Below are 18,862 nucleotides of genomic sequence, written 5' to 3' on the forward strand. Positions count from 1 at the left end.
CTAAAGGCTTATTCATGCAGCTACGTGATCACGCGGCTTCCTCGAAACCCGCTGTGATTCTCTACCATTCCGGCGTCAAGGTCAGCTTTGCGGATCTTGAAGCTAGCGCCAACAGGCTTGCCCAATTCTTGCGGCATACGGGTCTGGTTGCCGGCGACAGCATCGCGGTGCTGATGGAGAACAACGAGCACATCCACGCCGCGATGTGGGCGGCCAAGCGGAGCGGGCTGTACTACACCCTGGTCAACACACATCTCAGCGTCTCCGAGATCGCGTACATCGTGGACGATTCAAGCGCGAAGGCCATCATCTCCTCCCGCGGGATGCGGGATGTGTGCGGGCAACTGGCAGAACAACTTCCGGCAGGACTACCCTTCGTTGCGCTGATCGCTGACGACGAACTGGCAGGCTGGGAGCGCTATCCTGCATGCGTCGCGGGCGAGCCTTCGACACCGATTGACCATGAATGCGATGGGCAGCTTTTGCAGTATTCGGCGGGCAGCACCGGTCGACCGAAGGGGATACGCCGGCCCTTAGAACCGCCGCGCGCGGGCCTTTCGAGTCTGTCGACACCCGTCTTCGAAGCACTCGGCGTGACTGAAGGCTCGGTCTATCTGAGCCCTGCTCCGACCTACCACACCGCGCCAGCGATGTGGACCATGGCGGCCCAAGCTGCCGGTGCGACAACGATTTTGATGGAGAAGTTCGACGCCGAAGGTGCCCTAGAGTGCATACAACGCTACGGGGTGACGCACGCGCAGTTCGTGCCGACGATGTTTGTACGAATGTTGCGGCTACCCGAAGAAACTCAGAGGCGCTACGACGTGTCGACCCTGCAACGCGTCGTGCACGCCTCCGCGCCATGTCCTCCCGAGATCAAGCGCCAGATGATCGACTGGTGGGGACCGATCGTCGACGAGTACTACGGGTCATCGGAAGGCGCAGGTATCTCATTCATCCGCGCCGAGGAGTGGCTGGCACATCCGGGATCGGTGGGCAAGCCGCTGCTTGGTACACCTCACATCCTCGACGACCAAGGCGTCGAGCTCGGGCCACGGCACGTTGGCGAGATCTACTACGAGGGTGGTTACCCGTTCGAGTACCTCAACGACGAGGCTAAGACCGCCGCGGCGCGCAGCCCGCAAGGTTGGGTCACGGTCGGAGACGTCGGCTACCTCGACGAAGAGGGTTACCTGTACCTCACCGATCGGCGCAGCCACATGATCATCTCCGGGGGAGTGAACATCTACCCGCAGGAGACGGAGAACCTTCTCGTCAGTCACCCACTGGTAGTCGACGCCGCAGTGTTCGGCGTTCCGGATCCGGTGATGGGCCAGTCGGTGACCGCTGTCGTACAGCTGGCCGATCCCACCCTCGCGTCTACGGGGCTCGCTGAAGAATTGATCGCGTGGCTGCGAAGTCGTATGGCGCACTATAAATGTCCCCGCGCTCTGCACTTCGAGACTCAGCTGCCGCGGACGGATGCCGGCAAGCTTTACAAGCGGGAGTTGATCGCCAGGTATGCGGCCATCTACGAGACTAGAAGTGGAGTCAGCAAGGTTGAGCGACCGGAGGGATGCGGAGGTCAACAGCCAACGTGGCGACAACCCTCTTCAGGGAAACCCTCTTAGGTATCTAGAGACGTTCTCCCACTTCATCGTTCGCAATAAGACCCTGGCAACAATCACGACATCCCAACGCCCGCTCGGTCATCCGTGCCGCATATCAGCATTTGATCGCGGCCGCCTTGATCGCCTCGGCGTTCAATGGGCCTTGCTTTGTCGCCAGCCGTCGGCCAACGGGTCTGTGCCAGCCGCCTCGGTCTCAACAGGCCCATACCGTCCCATGATGGGCCGTCGAACTAGGCCGAGGATATGACACGAAGTCGAGACAACTTCCGTGTGACACAGCATGAGGCAAGCGTCATCACTGCAGGGCAAAGCGACGCCGTATGACAAGGAGTATGAACCTACGGCCGCTGTAGCCGCGGTGGCCTTTCGGCGTTGCAGGCCTACTTCGGTGGCATCCGGATGCCGCCGTCGACGCGGACCACCTCGGCGTTCATGTACGAGTTGGTGAGCAGCTCGATGACCATCGAAGCCAGCTCGTCGGGCTTGCCCAGCCGGTGCGGGAACAGCACCGACTCGCCGAGCTTGGCTTTGAACGCCTCCGAGGCCTCACCCTCGCCGTAGATCGGGGTATCGATCAGGCCGGGGGCAACGGTGTTGACGCGGACACCGACGGCCGACAGGTCGCGGGCGACCGGCAACGTCAGGCCGACGACGCCGCCCTTGGACGACGAGTAGGCGGCCTGCCCGATCTGGCCGTCGAAGGCCGCGACGCTGGTCATGTTGACGATCGCGCCACGCTCACCGGTCTCGGTGAAGTCGTTCTTGCTCATCTGGGTCGCCGCGATGCGGATGCAGTCGAAGGTGCCGACCAGGTTGATCTCGAGCACCTTCTTGTAGGCGCCGAGGTCGTGGGCCGACGAGAACTCGCCGTCCTTGCCGATGGTGCGCTGCGCCCAGCCGATGCCGGCCGAGTTGACCAGCGCGCGCAGCGGGCCGAGGTCCGCGGCGGTCTTGACCGCGTCGATGATCTGGTCCGTCTTCGTGACGTCGACGGTGACGAAGACGCCGCCGATCTCCTGGGCGAGTGCCTCGCCTTTGTCGGCCTGAAGGTCGGCGACGACGACCCGGGCACCCTTGGCGGCCAACTGACGGGCAGTCGCCGCACCGATTCCTGACGCGCCGCCGGTGACGACAGCGCTAGCTCCATTGATATCCACGTCGACATCCTAAGCAGTGGATACTTTCGGCTTCACGGCAGCGGTTATCTACCGCCGGGCCTGGTCGAAATACCGTGTGCCACTGCTGAATTAGGTCAGTGGGGAGCCGTACCCCGTCCGGGACGGTCGGTCATCGGCCGCGGACGGGCGAAGGTGACGAAGTGACGAGTCCGCAGGGTGTCTTCGTTCAGGTCGTGCAGTCGGGCCACTAGCAGGTCGTCCATCACAAGGTGGCCGCGCTCGCTGCCATCCGGTGACAGGACGAGTAACGGACGTCCACCGGCCTCGGCCAACACATTCGCCGCATGCCGCAAGGTGTCCCGGGTGCTGATCGTGCCTCCCACCGCTACGGGGGGCGGTTCGGTACGCATCACCTCTTCGACGAAGAAGGCTTCGAGTGGGTCCGTGGTGTAGTCACACGTCAGATGTAGGCCGCGTCGGGCGATCTTCTCAGTCAGCACCGAGCGGTCGAGGATCAGCACCGACGCCGCGTATGCCGCGAAGGAGGCGATGGTCAGCGGGAACAGCGCCGGCCAGGCGTGAGTGAGTTCGAGCGTGAAGACGATTCCGGTCAGCGGTGCGCGCATCGCGGCGCCCACCACCGCAGCCAATCCCAGTAGCGCCCAGAATCCTGGGAACACCACTGGGAACCAGTGTCCGACAAGGCCTCCGAGCGCACCGCCGATCATGAACAGCGGGGCGAGCACACCGCCCGAGGTACCCGATCCCAGCGACAGCGACCAGATCGCGGTCTTCACAACAAGAATTCCGACGATCAGCGACAGCGTGGCGTTGCCGGTGAGCAGCGCACCGATCACGTCGTATCCGACGCCCAGGGCGCGCGGCTCGATGAGGCCGCCGATCCCGATGATAAGGCCGCCGATCGCCGGCCACCACATCCAGTGAAACGGCAAGCGCGCGAACAGATCTTCGGACAGATACACCAATCGGGTGGCGACGATCGCGATCGCGGCACCACACACGCCGGCCACCAAAGCCAAAACGTCGATGTTCCACCCGATATGGGTGACGTGTTGAGTCACCTGAAATACCGGCTCGCTGCCGAGAATGAATTCGCGCACGATGATCGCCGTCGCGACTGAGGCGGTGACCGGGACCGTGCTGCGCGGGCGCCACTCGAACAACAGCAGTTCGATGGCGAGCAGGATGGACGCCAACGGAGAGTTGAACGTCGCCGCCATTCCGCCGGCAGCGCCGGACACCAACAGAATCTTCCGCTCGTCGGCGGTCAAATGCAGATGCTGCGCGAGGATCGAACCGAGCGCCCCGCCCGTCATGATGATCGGACCCTCGGCGCCGAACGGCCCGCCGGTGCCGATGCTGATTGCCGCCGAAATAGGCTTCAGCACAGCAACTTTCGGCTCGACTCGGCTACCCTGGGTGAGAATGGCCTCGATCGCCTCGGGCATGCCGTGGCCGCGGATCTTCTCCGATCCAAGCCGGGCCATCACACCGACAACCAGGCCGCCGGCCACCGGTGCGCCCAACACCAGCCACCACGGATGGTGTTGAGCACCCGGGGCTACCAGGCCGACGCCCCAGCGTTGATAGAAGACGAGGTTGGTCACCAACCCGATGAGCCGGAGCAGGCACCACGCCGCACCCGCGGCCAGCGCGCCGATCGGCACCGCGAGGGTGACCATGAGCAGCATCCGTCGATCAACGACGAAGTCTGCCAACCGAGTGCTCATCGCCGCAGTATCGCGCACCAACCTGGAGATCTTGTGTCGGGGGACCCAGGTCGATGGCGACGGAAAGCTAGCCGGGCAGCAATTCGTCGTTGGGTGATGTGTGCCAGGCGATCTCGGTGAGATCGGTCAACGCGACGACCGCGAATTTCTCGTTGTCGCGGACCAACACCGATTCACTGAGCAGTGCCGGCATGGTCCAGCCGTCCGCGTGTCGCACCCGGATGACCGAGTTCGCGCGCCCGCGCAACATGGCGACGATGCCGCGTTCGAGCGACGCGGCGCAGTCGACCAATGACTGCGCGGTCATCAGGAGCAGGTCCTGACGGTCGTAGCCGACCATCGCCGCGAAGGCCTCGTTGGCGAAGTCGATGACGCCCCTGTCGTCGACGGCCAGGATCGGGACGGGGAGTCGACTCAGGGCGAGGAGGGCGGAGAAGTCGCGTAGTACCTCAGTTGCCGACTCGCCGCGAGACTGGGCTTTGCGCCGGTCCACCGCTGCGGACGCCGATTGAGACCTCATGGTCGCGTTGCCTTTCGGTGATCCCCGAGCCCCTGAAGTGAGAGAGTACTTACTTACTGGTCACGTTTCAATCGAGTAGCGTCAATCGCGTGCAATCGGCTGACCCCTCCAGTCGCGATCGGCTTCTTGACGTCGCACTCGAGCTTTTTGCCAGTCGGGGATACGCGGCCACCTCGACCGCAGAAATCCAGAAGGCCTCCGGAATGTCGCCCGGCTCTGGCGCGCTCTACCGGCATTTCCGCAGTAAGAACGAGGTCTTGCGAGCTGCGCTCCGCCGAGGTCTGGACCGGATGAGGGACTCAAGGGCGTGGCGGCAGGCCACCACGCCGGCCGACCGGTTGGAGGCGCTGAACCGAGTCGCCGATGCGGCGCACCAGACCGTCATCGAGAACGCTGATCTGGTTCGGCTCATGTTGCACGAACCCGATGCCGCACGAGACCTCGTGGACGAGTTGTGGATGCGCAACTTGGCTTTTGCGTACACCACGATGGGGCATACGCTGCGCGTCACCGCAAACGAGAACGGTTCCGAGGTCGAGGACCCCGAGGCGATCAGCGCGGTGTTGTTGGCCGCACTGAGTTATATGCCGATCATGCAAGTCCTGCTCGGACGCCCGCCGGGTGAGATGGATCCCGACCGCTTCCGGGATGCGTGGCTGCGGCTCAGCCGTGCGGTGTTCACCCACGGGGTTCCCACCGACTAGGCCGGCGTTAGACGAGCGTCGCCAGTCGGGTGGGTTGATCGTGGCCGCGCAGCGTGACGGTGTCGCCCAATGCCCAGCGGGCCTTTTCGTCGTCGCTCGCCGCATCGACGGAGTCCGACGATGCCAGCAGTCGGCGGGGCTCGTTCTTGGCCAGCTCGCAGAGCCGTGCCGCCTCGTTGACGGGTTCGCCGATCACCGTGTATTCGAATCTTTCCTTGGCCCCGACGTTTCCGGCGACGGCGTTGCCGGCCGCGACACCGATGCCGGCCTTGATTTCGGGTATTTCGTCGTCGAGACGACAGGCGATCGCGCGGGCTGCGGCGAGAGCCTGATCTTCGGGTCGGTCGAGATGGTTGGGCGCGCCGAACACCGCCAGCACCGCGTCGCCCTCGAATTTGTTGACGAGCCCGCAGTGGCGGTCAACCTCCTCCACGATCACCGCGAAGAAGCGATTGAGCAGTTGCACCACCTCGGCGGCGGGCCGGCTCGTCACCAGCTGCGTCGAGCCGACGATGTCGATGAACACCACGCCGACGTGGCGCTCCTCCCCGCCGAGTTCGGGCTTGTCTCGCTCCGCGGCCGCAGCGACTTCGCGTCCGACATGACGACCGAACAAGTCGCGCACCCGCTCGCGTTCGCGCAATCCGTCGACCATCGCGTTGAATCCGCGCTGCAGCTCGCCGAGTTCGGTGCCGTCGAACACCACCAGCTCGCCGCGCAGGTCGCCGTCCTCGACGCGCTTGAGTGCGGCCCGCACGACCCGCACCGGCGTCGCGGTCAGCCAGGCCAGAATCCACATCAGCACGAACCCGAAAATCAATGCGGCAGTGGATATTACGAGGATGGCGACCGCTAACTGGTCCTTACTCAGGTTGTCGAGCAGCAGGCCGCCCAGCAATGCGGTGAGGGCAATCCCGAAGACCGGTACACCAGAGCCGAGGAGCCAGACCGTGAGTGTGCGGCCCATGATTCCCGGCGCCAATCGTCGCGGCGCCCGCCCAGCCTCGAGCGCCTGGGCGGCCACCGGTCGAAGTGCGAACTCGGTGAACAAATAGCAGGCGGTCGACACCAGGATGCCGGGAAAGCTGATGCAGAACCCCAGGATCGGGATGAACGTACTGTTAGCCAGCCCGTAGAGCGTGGTCAGCAATGCGGCGCCGATCACCCACAACATCAACACCCCGAAGGCCAGCCAGAATGGGGCGACGAAGGTGGCCCGTTCATCCGCCGGGGTGGGCTCCTGCTCCTCGATCGCCCACCGTAATCCGGCGATGGTCCGGTGGGTGATCCAAAACGTGCCGATGGCCAACGCGACGGCACAGTATGCCGGTGCCACGCCGAAGGTGATCCACAGCGGCGCGTCGCTGAACACGCTCGGACTCGGGAACGCGACGGTCAGCAGCAGCGCCGCGACGCCGATTCCGATCACGTTCGCGCCCACGATGAACACCGTCAGGATGGTTTGGATGCGCACCCGCCGGCGGGCCTGGCTCTCCGACACCCTCCCCAGCAGCCACGACCCGTAGGCCGGGGTATCCGGCAGCCGACCGCTCTGCCGAGTCACCCGTTCCAGCACTCGCCCCAGCCGTTGCGCGGTCGATCGCTTAGCCATCATGGTGGCGTCAGCCTATGTGGACGGCCGCGCTTAAGGTGTGTTGGTGCGCCTCGTCATCGCCCGCTGCACCGTCGATTACGTCGGACGCCTCACCGCTCACCTGCCGTCGGCCCGTCGGTTACTGCTCTTCAAGGCCGACGGATCGGTGAGTGTGCACGCCGACGACCGTGCCTACAAGCCGCTCAATTGGATGAGTCCACCGTGCTGGCTTTCCGAGGAGACCGGGGGCGAGGCGCCGGTCTGGGTGGTGCAGAACAAGGCCGGCGAACAACTGCGCATCACCGTCGAGGACATCGAGCACGACTCCAGCCACGAGCTCGGAGTGGACCCGGGTCTGGTCAAGGACGGCGTCGAAGCCCACCTGCAGGTGTTACTCGCCGAGCACGTCGAGCTACTCGGAGCCGGCTACACCTTGGTCCGTCGCGAGTACATGACGCCGATCGGACCGGTCGACCTGTTGTGTCGCGACGACCAGGGGCGCTCGGTGGCGGTGGAGATCAAGCGCCGCGGCGAAATCGACGGAGTCGAGCAGCTCACCCGTTACCTGGAGTTGCTCAACAGAGACAGCCTGCTGGCGCCGGTGAGCGGGGTGTTCGCGGCCCAGCAGATTAAGCCGCAGGCGAAAACTTTAGCGACCGATCGTGGAATCCGTTGTCTGACATTGGATTACGACAAGATGCGAGGCATGGACTCCGACGAGTTCCGGCTGTTCTGAGCTGCCTCACTAGACTTGCGACCATGGCTCGACGCCGCAGTTCACCGCGTCGGCAGCAGTCTCCTGGGCCGCTGCCCGCCCCGCGCCGCATCGAGATGGGCCCGGATGGGCAGGACTACGAAGTGCGGCCGGTGGCCGCAGCGCGAGCGCTCAAAACCTACCGCTGCCCGGGCTGTGATCATGAAATACGCATCCGCACAGCCCATGTCGTGGTGTGGCTGGCCGATTTCGGTGAGGTGGCCGTCGACGACCGACGGCACTGGCACACGCCGTGCTGGGCCAACCGCGCAACGCGCAGCCCGACCCGAAAGTGGTCTTAGTGCGCGGACGCTGAGTCGTCGGCCGGTTCGACCAACTCGATCAGCACGCCGCCCGCGTCCTTGGGGTGGATGAAATTGATCCGCGAGTTCGCGGTGCCGCGACGAGGCGCGTCGTAGAGCAACCGGATGTCCTGGTCGCGCAGGCGCTCGGTGAGGGCGTCGAGGTCGCTGACGCGGTAGGCGATCTGCTGGATGCCGGGACCACGCTTGTCGAGGAATTTCGCGATTGCCGATGACTCGTCGATCGGGGCCATCAGCTGGACCTGGGCGCTGCCGACGGCGGCGCCGCGCACCGACAGCATCGCCTCGCGAATGCCCTGATCGTCGTTGACTTCCTCGTGCAGGACGATCATGCCGAGATGGTCGTGGTACCACGCGATCGCATCGTCGAGGTCAGGAACCGCGATGCCGACATGGTCGACAGCCGTCACCAGTGCGGTGCTGAGTACTCGACGGGTGTCAACTTGATCGGTGGTCATCACGTAACGGTAACCTGACCGATGAGAATCCGCTTCTCCCGATCTTGGCGATCGGTCCCTGAATCACGCTGTGGAGGTAGTCATGACGACATCGGTGATCGTTGCTGGAGCACGGACGCCGGTCGGCAAGCTGATGGGCTCGCTGAAGGACTTCAGCGCCAGCGATTTGGGTGCCATCGCGATCAAGGGCGCTCTGGAGAAAGCGAAGGTACCGGCGTCGCTGGTCGAGTACGTGATCATGGGCCAGGTGCTGACGGCCGGTGCCGGCCAGATGCCGGCCCGGCAGTCGGCCGTCGACGCCGGTATCGGCTGGGACGTGCCGGCTTTGACCATCAACAAGATGTGTCTGTCCGGCATCGACGCCATCGCGCTGGCTGACCAGCTCATTCGCGCGGGAGAGTTCGACGTGGTGGTGGCCGGCGGTCAGGAGTCGATGACGAAGGCGCCGCACCTGCTGATCGACAGTCGCTCGGGTTACAAATACGGCGACGTCACCGTGCGCGACCACATGGCCTACGACGGGCTGCACGACGTGTTCACCGACCAGCCGATGGGCGCGCTCACCGAGCAGCGCAACGACGTCGACAAGTTCACCCGGCTGCAGCAGGACGAATTCGCGGCGCGGTCCCACCAGAAGGCCGCCGCGGCGTGGAAGGACGGCGTTTTCGCCGACGAGGTGGTGCCGGTGAGCATCCCGCAGCGCAAGGGTGATCCGCTGCAGTTCACCGAGGACGAGGGCATCCGGGCCAACACCACGGCGGAGTCGTTGTCCGGGCTCAAGCCGGCATTCCGCAAGGACGGCACCATCACCGCCGGGTCGGCGTCGCAGATCTCCGACGGCGCCGCCGCCGTCGTGGTGATGAACAAGGACAAGGCGATCGAGCTGGGCCTGACCTGGCTGGTCGAGATCGGCGCGCACGGCGTGGTGGCCGGCCCGGACTCGACGCTGCAGTCGCAGCCGGCGAACGCCATCAAGAAGGCGATCGAGCGCGAAGGCATCTCCGTCGACCAGCTCGACGTCATCGAGATCAACGAGGCGTTCTCCGCGGTGGCCCTGGCGTCAATGCAGGAGCTGGGAGTTGACCCTGAGATCGTCAACGTCAACGGCGGTGCCATCGCGATCGGCCATCCGATCGGCATGTCCGGCGCCCGGATCGCCCTGCATGTGGCGCTCGAACTGGCCCGCCGGGGGTCCGGCTACGGCGTTGCTGCGCTGTGCGGGGCGGGCGGTCAAGGCGACGCCCTGATCTTGCGCGCTGGCTAGTTACCGGCCAGTACGGTTTGTGGCCGGTGTGACTGGACAGACGTCCAGAAGTTTGCTGGAAGGGTGTCGAGGGTCGGTTGGCGGCGGTTGATGTGATGTTGCTCATAGGGGCGTCTGAACCGGATGAAACGGCACTGACGCCGCCGTGCCAGACTTGATCACGTGAGCCGTCCACGCCCCCCGATCGGGCCCGCGTTGTCCGGCGCGGTCGATTTGTCCGCCCTCAAGCAGCCCCCTCCCTCCAGCGGCGACAGCCGCGGGGAGGCCTCCGCGTCCGCGGGCGTCGAGGTCAACGAGACCAACTTCGAAGAAGAAGTACTGCTGCGCTCCAACCAGGTGCCGGTGGTCGTGCTGTTGTGGTCGCCGCGCAGCGAAGTCTGCCTGCAACTGGCCGACATTCTGTCCGGCCTGGCCGCCGACGACACCGGAAAGTGGTCGCTGGCCAGCGTCAACGTCGACGTGTCTCCCCGGGTGGCACAGATCTTCGGCGTCGAGGTGGTGCCCACCGTCGTGGCGTTGGCCGCCGGACAGCCGCTGTCCAGCTTCCAGGGCGCCCAGCCGCCGGAGCAGTTACGCCGCTGGATTGACTCGCTGCTCTCTGCGACCGCGGGAAAGCTCAGCGGCGCAACCGATTCCGACGAGCCCGAGCAAGTCGACCCGGCGCTCGCGCAGGCCCGTCGGCAGCTTGAGGACAATGAGCTCGGCGCGGCGCTCGATTCGTATCAGGCGATTCTGGACGAGGATCCGAACCACGCCGAAGCCAAGGGCGCGGTGCGCCAGATCGCGTTCTTGATGCGCGCGACCGCCCACGGGCCGGAGGTGATCGCGGCCGCCGACGCCGCTCCCGGCGACATCGAGGCCGCGTTCGCCGCGGCCGACGTGCAGCTCCTCAGCCAGGACGTGTCGGGCGCTTTCGATCGTCTGGTCACATTGGTGCGCCGGACCTCCGGCGACGAGCGGACATTGGTGCGCACGCGCCTGATCGAGCTGTTCGAGCTGTTCGATCCCGCCGACCCAGACGTCATCGCCGGGCGACGCAACCTGGCTAACGCGTTGTACTAGGCGGCCCTGTTCACGGCGGCCCCGCGGGTTCGAGCCAGAGCGCCGACATGGGCGGCAGCGCCAACACCGCCGAGGCCGGGCGCCCGTGCCATGGATGATTGGTCGCATCGACGCCGCCCAGGTTGCCGATCCCGCTGCCGTTGTAGACGGTGGCGTCGGTGTTGAGCACCTCGCGCCAGCGTCCGGCGCCGGGTAGACCAAGGCGGTATCCGCTGTGTTCGGCGCCGGCGAAGTTGAACACGCAGGCCATCACCGAGCCGTCGCTGCCGTACCGAAGGAAACTCAACACATTGTTGGCCGAGTCGTTGGCGTCGATCCAGGAATAGCCCTCCGGCTTGATGTCCTGACTCCACAGCGCCGACGACGCCCGGTAGATCTCGTTGAGATCGCGCACTAGTTGCGAGATCCCGGTGGAGAAGCTGTGCTCGTCGAGTTGGAACCAGTCGAGGCCGCGTTCCTCGGACCATTCGGCGCGCTGGCCGAATTCCTGCCCCATGAACAGCAATTGCTTGCCCGGGTGGGCCCACTGGTAGGCCAGCAGACTGCGCAGCCCGGCCGCCTTCACGTGGTCGTTGCCGGGCATCCGCCCCCACAACGTGCCCTTGCCATGCACGACCTCGTCGTGGCTGATCGGCAGGACGAAGTTCTCGCTGTACGCATACAGCATCGAGAACGTGATCGCGTGATGGTGGTAACTGCGATACACCGGGTCGCGACCGATGTAGTCGAGCGTGTCGTGCATCCAGCCCATGTTCCACTTCATCGAGAAGCCCAGGCCGCCAACGGTAGTCGGGCGTGTCACACCCGGCCATGACGTCGACTCCTCGGCAATGGTGACAATGCCGGGTGCCGCCCGATGCGCGGTCGCGTTCATCTCCTGCAGGAACTGCACGGCCTCCAGGTTCTCCCGGCCGCCATGGATGTTCGGCGTCCAACCGCCTTCTGGCCTCGAGTAGTCCAGGTAGAGCATCGATGCGACGGCGTCCACCCGCAGGCCGTCGACGTGGTACTGCTCGAGCCAGTACAGCGCGTTGGCGACGAGGAAGTTGCGTACCTCGGCACGGCCGAAGTCGAAGACGTATGTGCCCCAATCGAGTTGCTCGCCGCGACGCGGGTCGGAGTGTTCGTAGAGGGGGGTTCCGTCGAAGCGACCCAGCGCCCACGAGTCCTTGGGAAAGTGGGCCGGCACCCAGTCGATAATCACGCCGATGCCGGCTTGGTGCAGCGCGTCGATCAGCCCGCGCAAGTCGTCCGGGGTGCCGAACCGCGACGAGGGCGCGTAGTACGACGTGACCTGATACCCCCACGAGCCGCCGAACGGGTGCTCGGCCACAGGCAACAGCTCCACATGGGTAAATCCTTGCGCCAGAACGTAGTCCGTCAGCTCGCGAGCGAGGTCGCGGTACGACAGGCCTGGCCGCCAGGAGCCAAGGTGCACCTCGTAGGTGCTCATCGGCTCAAATACCGCATTGCGCTTGGCGCGGGCCGTCATCCAGGCTTCGTCGCCCCAGCGGTAGCTGCTCACGTTCACCCGTGACGCGGTCTGCGGCGGCACCTCGGTCGCGAACGCCATCGGATCGGCGCGGTCGGTCACCGAGCCGTCGGCGCCGTGCACCCGGAACTTGTACAGGCCGTCGTGCGGGAACTCGGGCCAGAACAACTCCCAGACCCCGGACGAGCCGAGCACCCGCATCGGTGCCTCGTTGCCGTTCCAGCCGTTGAACTCCGCGATCAGGCTGACCCCCTTGGCATTAGGAGCCCACACCGCGAAGGACACGCCGTCGACGATGCCGTCGGCTGTCTTGAATGAACGCGGATGCGCGCCAAGGACTTCCCACAGCCGTTCGTGGCGGCCCTCGTTGAACAGATGCAGGTCCATCTCGCCCAGCGTCGGGAGGAACCGGTAGGCGTCGGCGACGACGCGTGGTTCGCCGTGGTCGTAGCGCACCTCGAGGCGGTAGTCGATCAGGTTGACGAACGGCAGTGCGACGGCGAACAGGCCGGAGTCGATGTGCTGCAACGGGAATCGGTCGCCGCCGACCAGGGCGACGACTTCGGCAGCGTGTGGGCGGTAGGCGCGGATGACGGTGTGGTCGCCGTATTCGTGGGCGCCCAGGGTGCCGTGCGGGTTGTGGTGTTCCCCGGCGATCAACCGGGCCAGATCGCCTGGCTCGGGCGCCAAGCGGGCCCCGGCGAGTTGGTTTCCTGCCTTCATCGCGGCGTCACCTCCGGCGCAATAGCCTGATTCGTGATTCGGACGGGATGAGCGGCATATTGATCACGTGAGCCACGGCGTGGCCAGGATCGATGCGGATGTAATTGGCCGCACCCCACTGGTATTCCTCGCCGGTGATCTCGTCTCGCACCCAGAACCGCTCGTGGTGTTCCATACCCAATGCGTCCATGTTCAACCACAAGGTGGCTTCTTCGGGCCCGAACGCGTTGAGCGTCACGACGACCAGCACGCAGTCGCCGGTGATCGGGTCGAACTTGCTGTAGGCCAGCAACGCGTCGTTGTCGATGGCGTGGAACGTGATGTTGCGCAGTTGCTGAAGGGCTGGATGCAATCGGCGAATACTGTTGAGCCGTGCGATGAATGGCTCGAGTGATCGCCCAGCCGCCAGCGCCCCGGCATAGTCGCGGGGTCGCAGCTCGTATTTCTCGGAGTCGAGGTACTCCTCGCTGCCTTCGGCGACGGCGCGGCCCTCGAACAGCTCGTAGCCGGAGTACACGCCCCAGGTCGGGCTCATCGTCGACGCCAGCACCGCCCGGATTGCGAACATGCCCGGTCCGTTGTGCTGCAGGCTGGCGTGCAGGATGTCGGGGGTGTTCACGAACAGATTGGGTCGCCGGAAGTCGGCGATTGCCGGAATCTGCTGGGCGAATTCGGTGAGTTCCCACTTCGACGTGCGCCAGGTGAAGTAGGTGTAGGACTGGGTGAATCCCAGCTTGGCCAAACCGAATTGGCGGGCCGGCGGGGTGAACGCCTCGGACAAGAACAGCACGTCGGGATCGGCCGCCTTGGCCTGTGCGATCAGCCAGGCCCAGAAGTTCGGCGGCTTGGTGTGGGGGTTGTCGACACGAAAGACCTTGACGCCGTGGTCCATCCAGAACCGCACCACACGCAGCACTTCGTCGTACAACCCGGCCGGGTCGTTGTCGAAGTTGATCGGGTAGATGTCCTGATACTTCTTCGGCGGGTTCTCGGCGTAGGCGATCGTGCCGTCCGGGAGTTCGGTGAACCACTCGCGGTGGTTCTTGGCCCACGGGTGATCCGGCGCGCATTGCAGGGCCAGGTCGAGCGCCACCTCCATGCCGAGATCTTCGACGGCGGCGACGAACTTGTCGAAGTCGGCGATCGTGCCCAGCTGCGGGTGGATGGCGTCATGACCGCCCTCGTCGCTGCCGATCGCCCACGGCGACCCGACGTCACCGGGCGCGGCCGTCGCGGTGTTGTTGCGGCCTTTGCGGTGCACCTTGCCGATCGGGTGGATCGGCGGCAGGTACACCACGTCGAAGCCCATCTGCGCGATCCGGGGCAGGGCCGCCGCGGCGGTGGCGAAGGTGCCGTGCACCGGATTGCCCTTGGCGTCCCAGCCGCCGGTCGAGCGGGGGAACATCTCGTACCACGATCCGAAGCGGGCCAGCGGCCGGTCGACCCAGATCCCGTACTGCTCGCCGCGGGTGACCAGCTCGCGCAGCGGGAATTGGGTCAGTAGCTCGTCGATCTCGGTGGTCAACGCCAGCGCCGCTCGGGTTACCGGGTCGCCGGGCGCGCGCAACGCGTCCGCGGCCTTGAGTAGCGGGTCGCGCCGGGCGCGGGGGACCCCGGCCGCGGCGCGCTCCATGAGTTGCGCACCGACTAGCAGATCGTTGGACATTTCGCTCTCGCCCTGTCCGGCGTCCAGCTTGGCCTCGACGGCGTGCCGCCAGGTGTGGATCGGGTCGCCCCAGCCGTCGACCCGGTAGGTCCACAGCCCGACGCGATCGGGCGTGAACGCGCCGTGGAAAACATAGGGCTCCAGGCCGTCCGGACTCATCGGCACATGCAGCGGCTTGACCCGGACCGCGGGTTCGGCGGTGGGCTCTGCGACGGCCGGTGCCGGCGTCGCCTTGAGCCGGCGCGTCTCGCCGACCTGCGGGTAGCGCAGCCCCAGGTAACGCACTACCAGCGTGGCCGCCACCGCGTCGTGGCCTTCGCGCCACACCGCCGCGCGAACCGGAACCACCTCGTCCACCACGGCTTTAGCCGGGTAGGCGCCACATGACACGACGGGTGCGACGTCGTCGATCTCGACACGACCGGGCACCGCTACTCCTTCTGAGCTAGTCGGTTGTCGTCCTGGGCGCGGTCGAACCGCGACCTGCGCGTCTTCGAAATGCACTCTGCGCCCAATACCCACCGTAGTGTCGAGCCACACCTGAGGTCGGGTGGCGCGGCTTGTTCGGTAGGCGAAACCTGCATGCCCGTCAGTAAGGTGATGATGCGTGAAAGCACTTCGTCGGTTCACGGTCCGCGCCCACCTTCCCGAGCGCCTGGCGGCGCTCGAGCAGCTGTCGATCAACCTGCGATGGTCGTGGGACAAGCCGACGCAGGATCTCTTCGAGACGATCGACCCGACGCTGTGGACGCAGTGCGGGCGAGATCCGGTCGCCCTGCTCGGCGCGGTCAGCCCGACCCGGCTCGACGAGTTGGCACTCGACAGCGGTTTTCTGGACTGGCTCGATCATCTGGCCGGCGAACTCAACGACTATCTGAGCCGTCCGCAGTGGTATCAGCAGCAGCAGAGCCGCGGCACTCCGATGCCGAACGGCATCGCATATTTCTCGATGGAGTTCGGCGTCGCCGAGGTGCTCCCGAATTACTCCGGCGGTCTGGGGATCCTGGCCGGCGACCACCTGAAGGCAGCCTCGGATCTGGGGCTGCCGCTGATCGCGGTCGGCCTGTACTACCGCTCCGGTTACTTCCGGCAGTCGCTGACCGCCGACGGCTGGCAGCACGAGGAGTACCCGTCGCTCGACCCCGCGGGATTGCCGCTGCGTCTGCTCACCGACAGCTCGGGCGCGCCGGCGCTGGTCGAGTTGGCGCTGCCGGAATCCGGCTCGCTGCGGGCCCGGATCTGGGTCGCGCAGGTCGGTCGGGTGCCACTGCTGCTGCTGGATTCCGACATCCCGGAAAACGAGCACGACATGCGGGGGGTCACCGACCGCCTCTACGGCGGCGACCAGGAGCACCGCATGCAGCAGGAGATCCTCGCCGGGATCGGCGGCGTGCGGGCCATTCGCGCCTACACCGCGATCGAAGGCCTGCCCGCGCCCGAGGTGTTCCACATGAACGAGGGCCACGCCGGTTTCCTTGGTGCCGAACGGATCCGCGAACTCGTCGACGCCGGTTTGGATTTCGACACCGCGCTGACCGTAGTGCGGTCCAGCACGGTGTTCACCACGCACACCCCGGTACCGGCGGGCATCGACCGATTCCCGGTGGAGATGGTGCAGCGGTACTTCGCCGGCAGCCCGACGGACGCCGCAGGAGTCGCCGCCGGGTCGGTGCTGCTACCCGGCGTGCCGGTCGGGAGAATCCTCGCGCTGGGTGCGGAGGACGACCCGGAGAAGTTCAACATGGCCCACATGGGTCTGCGACTTGCCCAGCGCGCCAATGGCGTTTCGCTGCTGCACGGCGAGGTCAGCCGGGAGATGTTCAACGAACTGTGGGCCGGCTTCGACGCCGACGAGGTGCCGATCGGTTCGATCACCAACGGCGTCCATGCCCGCACCTGGGCGGCGCCGCAATGGCTGCAGCTGGGCCAGGAATTGCTCGGGTCAGACTCGTTCAGCGACCCCGGCGTCTGGCTGCGGGTGAATGAAGTTGACGGCAGCCATCTTTGGTGGATCCGGTCGCAACTGCGCGCCCTGCTGGTCGAAGACGTCCGGGCGCGGCTGCATCGCTCGTGGTTGGTCCGCGGTGCGCCGGAAGCCGAATTAGGCTGGATTGCAAACGCATTCGATCCGAACGTGCTGACGATCGGGTTCGCCCGTCGGGTGCCGACCTACAAACGCCTGACGCTGATGCTGCGCGACCCGGCCCGGCTGGAGCAGTTGCTGCTCAACGAGGACCGGCCGATCCAGTTGATCGTTGCCGGCAAGTCGCACCCCGCCGACGACGGCGGAAAGGCGCTGATTCAGCAGGTGGTGCAGTTCGCCGACCGGCACGAGGTGCGGCACCGGATCGCGTTCCTGCCCGACTACGACATGTCCATGGCCCGGCTGCTGTACTGGGGTTGTGACGTTTGGCTGAACAACCCGCTGCGTCCACTGGAGGCGTGTGGCACGTCGGGGATGAAGAGCGCGCTCAACGGCGGCCTCAACTTGTCGATCCTCGACGGGTGGTGGGACGAGTGGTACGACGGCGAAAACGGCTGGGCCATCCCGTCGGCCTCCGGCGTCGCCGACGAGGAACGCCGCGACGACCTGGAAGCGGCCGCGCTGTACGACCTGCTCGAGAAGTCGGTCGCGCCAAAGTTTTACGAGCGTGACGAACACGGTGTGCCGCGCCGGTGGATCGAGATGGTCCGCCATACCCTGCAGACACTGGGGCCGAAAGTCTTGGCCTCGAGGATGGTTCGCGATTACACCGAGGACTATTACCTGCCGGCGGCCGAGTCGCTGCGACGCACGGTCTCGGTCGACGGTGACGGCCAGGTCGCGTTCGACCCGGCTCGCGAACTGGCGGTCTACCGACGTCGCGCCTTCGATGCGTGGCCGAATATCCAGATCACCGATGTAGACAGCACGGGTCTGCCCGACACGCCGGTCCTCGGATCGAAGCTGACCCTGACCGCGACGGTCCAGCTGGCTGGCTTACGGCCGGAAGAGGTCACCGTGCAGGCAGTCGTCGGCCGGGTGGAGGTCGGTGACGAGCTGGTCGACCCGGTCACCGTCGAAATGCCTTACACCGGAACGGCTTCCGGTGGTGACCACGTGTTCGCCACGACGACGCCGCTGCCGGTCGCGGGGTCGGTCGGCTATACCGTGCGGGTGCTGCCGCATCACCCGATGCTGGCCTCCGACGCCGAGCTCGGGCTGATCACGCTGGCCTAGCTGTCGCCGCGCAACCGCTCCAACGCCGCACGCACGGCGCCCGCATCGGTGGTCGCCCAGAACGGCGGCAGCGACGCCCGCAGGTAGTTGCCGTAGCGAGCGGTCGCCATGCGCGAGTCGAGCACCGCGACCACTCCGCGGTCGTCGACGCGCCGCAGCAGCCGGCCCGCACCCTGTGCCAGCAGCAGTGCGGCGTGGCTGGCCGCCACGGCCATGAATCCGTTGCCACCGGCGGCCGCCACCGCCCGCTGCCGGGCCGACAGCAGCGGGTCGTCGGGCCGCGGAAACGGGATGCGGTCGATGATGACCAGCGACAGCGACGAGCCCGGCACGTCGACGCCCTGCCACAGCGACAGCGTGCCGAACAGCGAGGTGGCCGCGTCGGCGGCGAACCGCTCGACCAGCGTGGCGGTGGTGTCGTCGCCCTGACACAGCACGGGTGTGGTCAGCCGCTCGGTCATCGCCTCGGCGGCGGCGCGGGCGGCCCGCATCGACGAGAACAGCCCGAGCGTCCGGCCGCCCGCCGCGGTGATCAGTTCGGCGATTTCGGTCAGCTGTTCGGCTGTGCCAGTGCCGTCCCGG

At 66.0% G+C, this 18,862-nt stretch carries 14 protein-coding genes and 1 pseudogene; 7 read left to right on the top strand and 8 right to left on the bottom strand.

The window, feature by feature from the left end; all coding sequences use genetic code 11:
- Window positions 1–14: 14 nt before the first annotated feature.
- Window positions 15–1,526: pseudogene (gene fadD4, locus A5658_RS09205) on the top strand (fatty-acid--CoA ligase FadD4); the annotation flags it as partial.
- A gap of 485 nt (window positions 1,527–2,011) precedes the next feature.
- Here the strand turns inward: fadD4 and A5658_RS09210 are convergent.
- The 3 genes from A5658_RS09210 to A5658_RS09220 all read right to left on the bottom strand — a co-directional run bounded on the left by A5658_RS09210 (window position 2,012) and on the right by A5658_RS09220 (window position 5,020).
- Window positions 2,012–2,788 carry an SDR family NAD(P)-dependent oxidoreductase gene (locus tag A5658_RS09210; protein WP_067333179.1) on the bottom strand — a complete coding sequence of 259 codons (777 nt, stop codon included), beginning with the start codon at window positions 2,786–2,788 and terminating at the stop codon, window positions 2,012–2,014.
- Window positions 2,789–2,883: 95 nt separating this feature from the next.
- On the bottom strand, window positions 2,884–4,500 hold the full coding sequence (locus A5658_RS09215; protein ID WP_067333235.1) for a chloride channel protein: 1,617 nt from the start codon (window positions 4,498–4,500) through the stop codon (window positions 2,884–2,886).
- 67 nt (window positions 4,501–4,567) lie between these two features.
- On the bottom strand, window positions 4,568–5,020 hold the full coding sequence (locus A5658_RS09220) for a PAS domain S-box protein (protein ID WP_082993037.1): 453 nt from the start codon (window positions 5,018–5,020) through the stop codon (window positions 4,568–4,570).
- Between the two features lie 89 nt (window positions 5,021–5,109).
- Here A5658_RS09220 and A5658_RS09225 point away from each other — a divergent pair, with 89 nt between their 5' ends.
- The gene (locus A5658_RS09225; protein ID WP_067333181.1) at window positions 5,110–5,724 is read left to right on the top strand and encodes a TetR/AcrR family transcriptional regulator; all 615 of its coding nucleotides are present in this window, start codon (window positions 5,110–5,112) and stop codon (window positions 5,722–5,724) included.
- Between the two features lie 7 nt (window positions 5,725–5,731).
- Here the strand turns inward: A5658_RS09225 and A5658_RS09230 are convergent, their stop codons facing one another.
- Window positions 5,732–7,339 carry an adenylate/guanylate cyclase domain-containing protein gene (locus A5658_RS09230; protein ID WP_067333182.1) on the bottom strand — a complete coding sequence of 536 codons (1,608 nt, stop codon included), beginning with the start codon at window positions 7,337–7,339 and terminating at the stop codon, window positions 5,732–5,734.
- A gap of 43 nt (window positions 7,340–7,382) precedes the next feature.
- Between A5658_RS09230 and nucS the strand changes: the two genes are divergently transcribed.
- Window positions 7,383–8,054, top strand: a complete 672-nt coding sequence (gene nucS, locus A5658_RS09235; RefSeq protein ID WP_067333237.1) for an endonuclease NucS — start codon at window positions 7,383–7,385, stop codon at window positions 8,052–8,054.
- A 23-nt stretch (window positions 8,055–8,077) separates the two neighbouring features.
- A complete protein-coding gene (locus A5658_RS09240) occupies window positions 8,078–8,374 on the top strand; it encodes a hypothetical protein (RefSeq protein ID WP_067333183.1) in 297 nt (98 codons plus the stop codon).
- Here the strand turns inward: A5658_RS09240 and mce are convergent.
- Window positions 8,371–8,856 carry a methylmalonyl-CoA epimerase gene (gene mce, locus A5658_RS09245; protein WP_197503083.1) on the bottom strand — a complete coding sequence of 162 codons (486 nt, stop codon included), beginning with the start codon at window positions 8,854–8,856 and terminating at the stop codon, window positions 8,371–8,373. The two genes, A5658_RS09240 and mce, sit on opposite strands and share 4 nt — an antisense overlap.
- Before the next feature lie 79 nt (window positions 8,857–8,935).
- Here mce and A5658_RS09250 point away from each other — a divergent pair, with 79 nt between their 5' ends.
- A complete protein-coding gene (locus A5658_RS09250) occupies window positions 8,936–10,117 on the top strand; it encodes an acetyl-CoA C-acetyltransferase (protein WP_067333188.1) in 1,182 nt (393 codons plus the stop codon).
- Between the two features lie 162 nt (window positions 10,118–10,279).
- On the top strand, window positions 10,280–11,179 hold the full coding sequence (locus A5658_RS09255) for a tetratricopeptide repeat protein (RefSeq protein ID WP_067333194.1): 900 nt from the start codon (window positions 10,280–10,282) through the stop codon (window positions 11,177–11,179).
- Window positions 11,180–11,189: 10 nt separating this feature from the next.
- Here the strand turns inward: A5658_RS09255 and glgB are convergent, their stop codons facing one another.
- Both glgB and A5658_RS09265 read right to left on the bottom strand, forming a co-directional pair.
- A complete protein-coding gene (glgB, locus tag A5658_RS09260; RefSeq protein ID WP_067333196.1) occupies window positions 11,190–13,394 on the bottom strand; it encodes a 1,4-alpha-glucan branching protein GlgB in 2,205 nt (734 codons plus the stop codon).
- 7 nt (window positions 13,395–13,401) lie between these two features.
- On the bottom strand, window positions 13,402–15,489 hold the full coding sequence (locus A5658_RS09265; RefSeq protein WP_067333199.1) for an alpha-1,4-glucan--maltose-1-phosphate maltosyltransferase: 2,088 nt from the start codon (window positions 15,487–15,489) through the stop codon (window positions 13,402–13,404).
- Window positions 15,490–15,667: 178 nt separating this feature from the next.
- Here A5658_RS09265 and A5658_RS09270 point away from each other — a divergent pair, with 178 nt between their 5' ends.
- On the top strand, window positions 15,668–18,280 hold the full coding sequence (locus A5658_RS09270) for a glycosyltransferase family 1 protein (protein WP_067333201.1): 2,613 nt from the start codon (window positions 15,668–15,670) through the stop codon (window positions 18,278–18,280).
- Here the strand turns inward: A5658_RS09270 and A5658_RS09275 are convergent.
- Window positions 18,277–18,862 (bottom strand): ATP-dependent DNA helicase (locus A5658_RS09275; RefSeq protein WP_304442070.1); only part of this gene is annotated, 586 nt, incomplete at its 5' end. The genes A5658_RS09270 and A5658_RS09275 overlap by 4 nt on opposite strands.

It is taken from the genome of Mycobacterium sp. 1245111.1, from assembly GCF_001673405.1.
In the GTDB taxonomy this organism is placed as follows: domain Bacteria; phylum Actinomycetota; class Actinomycetes; order Mycobacteriales; family Mycobacteriaceae; genus Mycobacterium.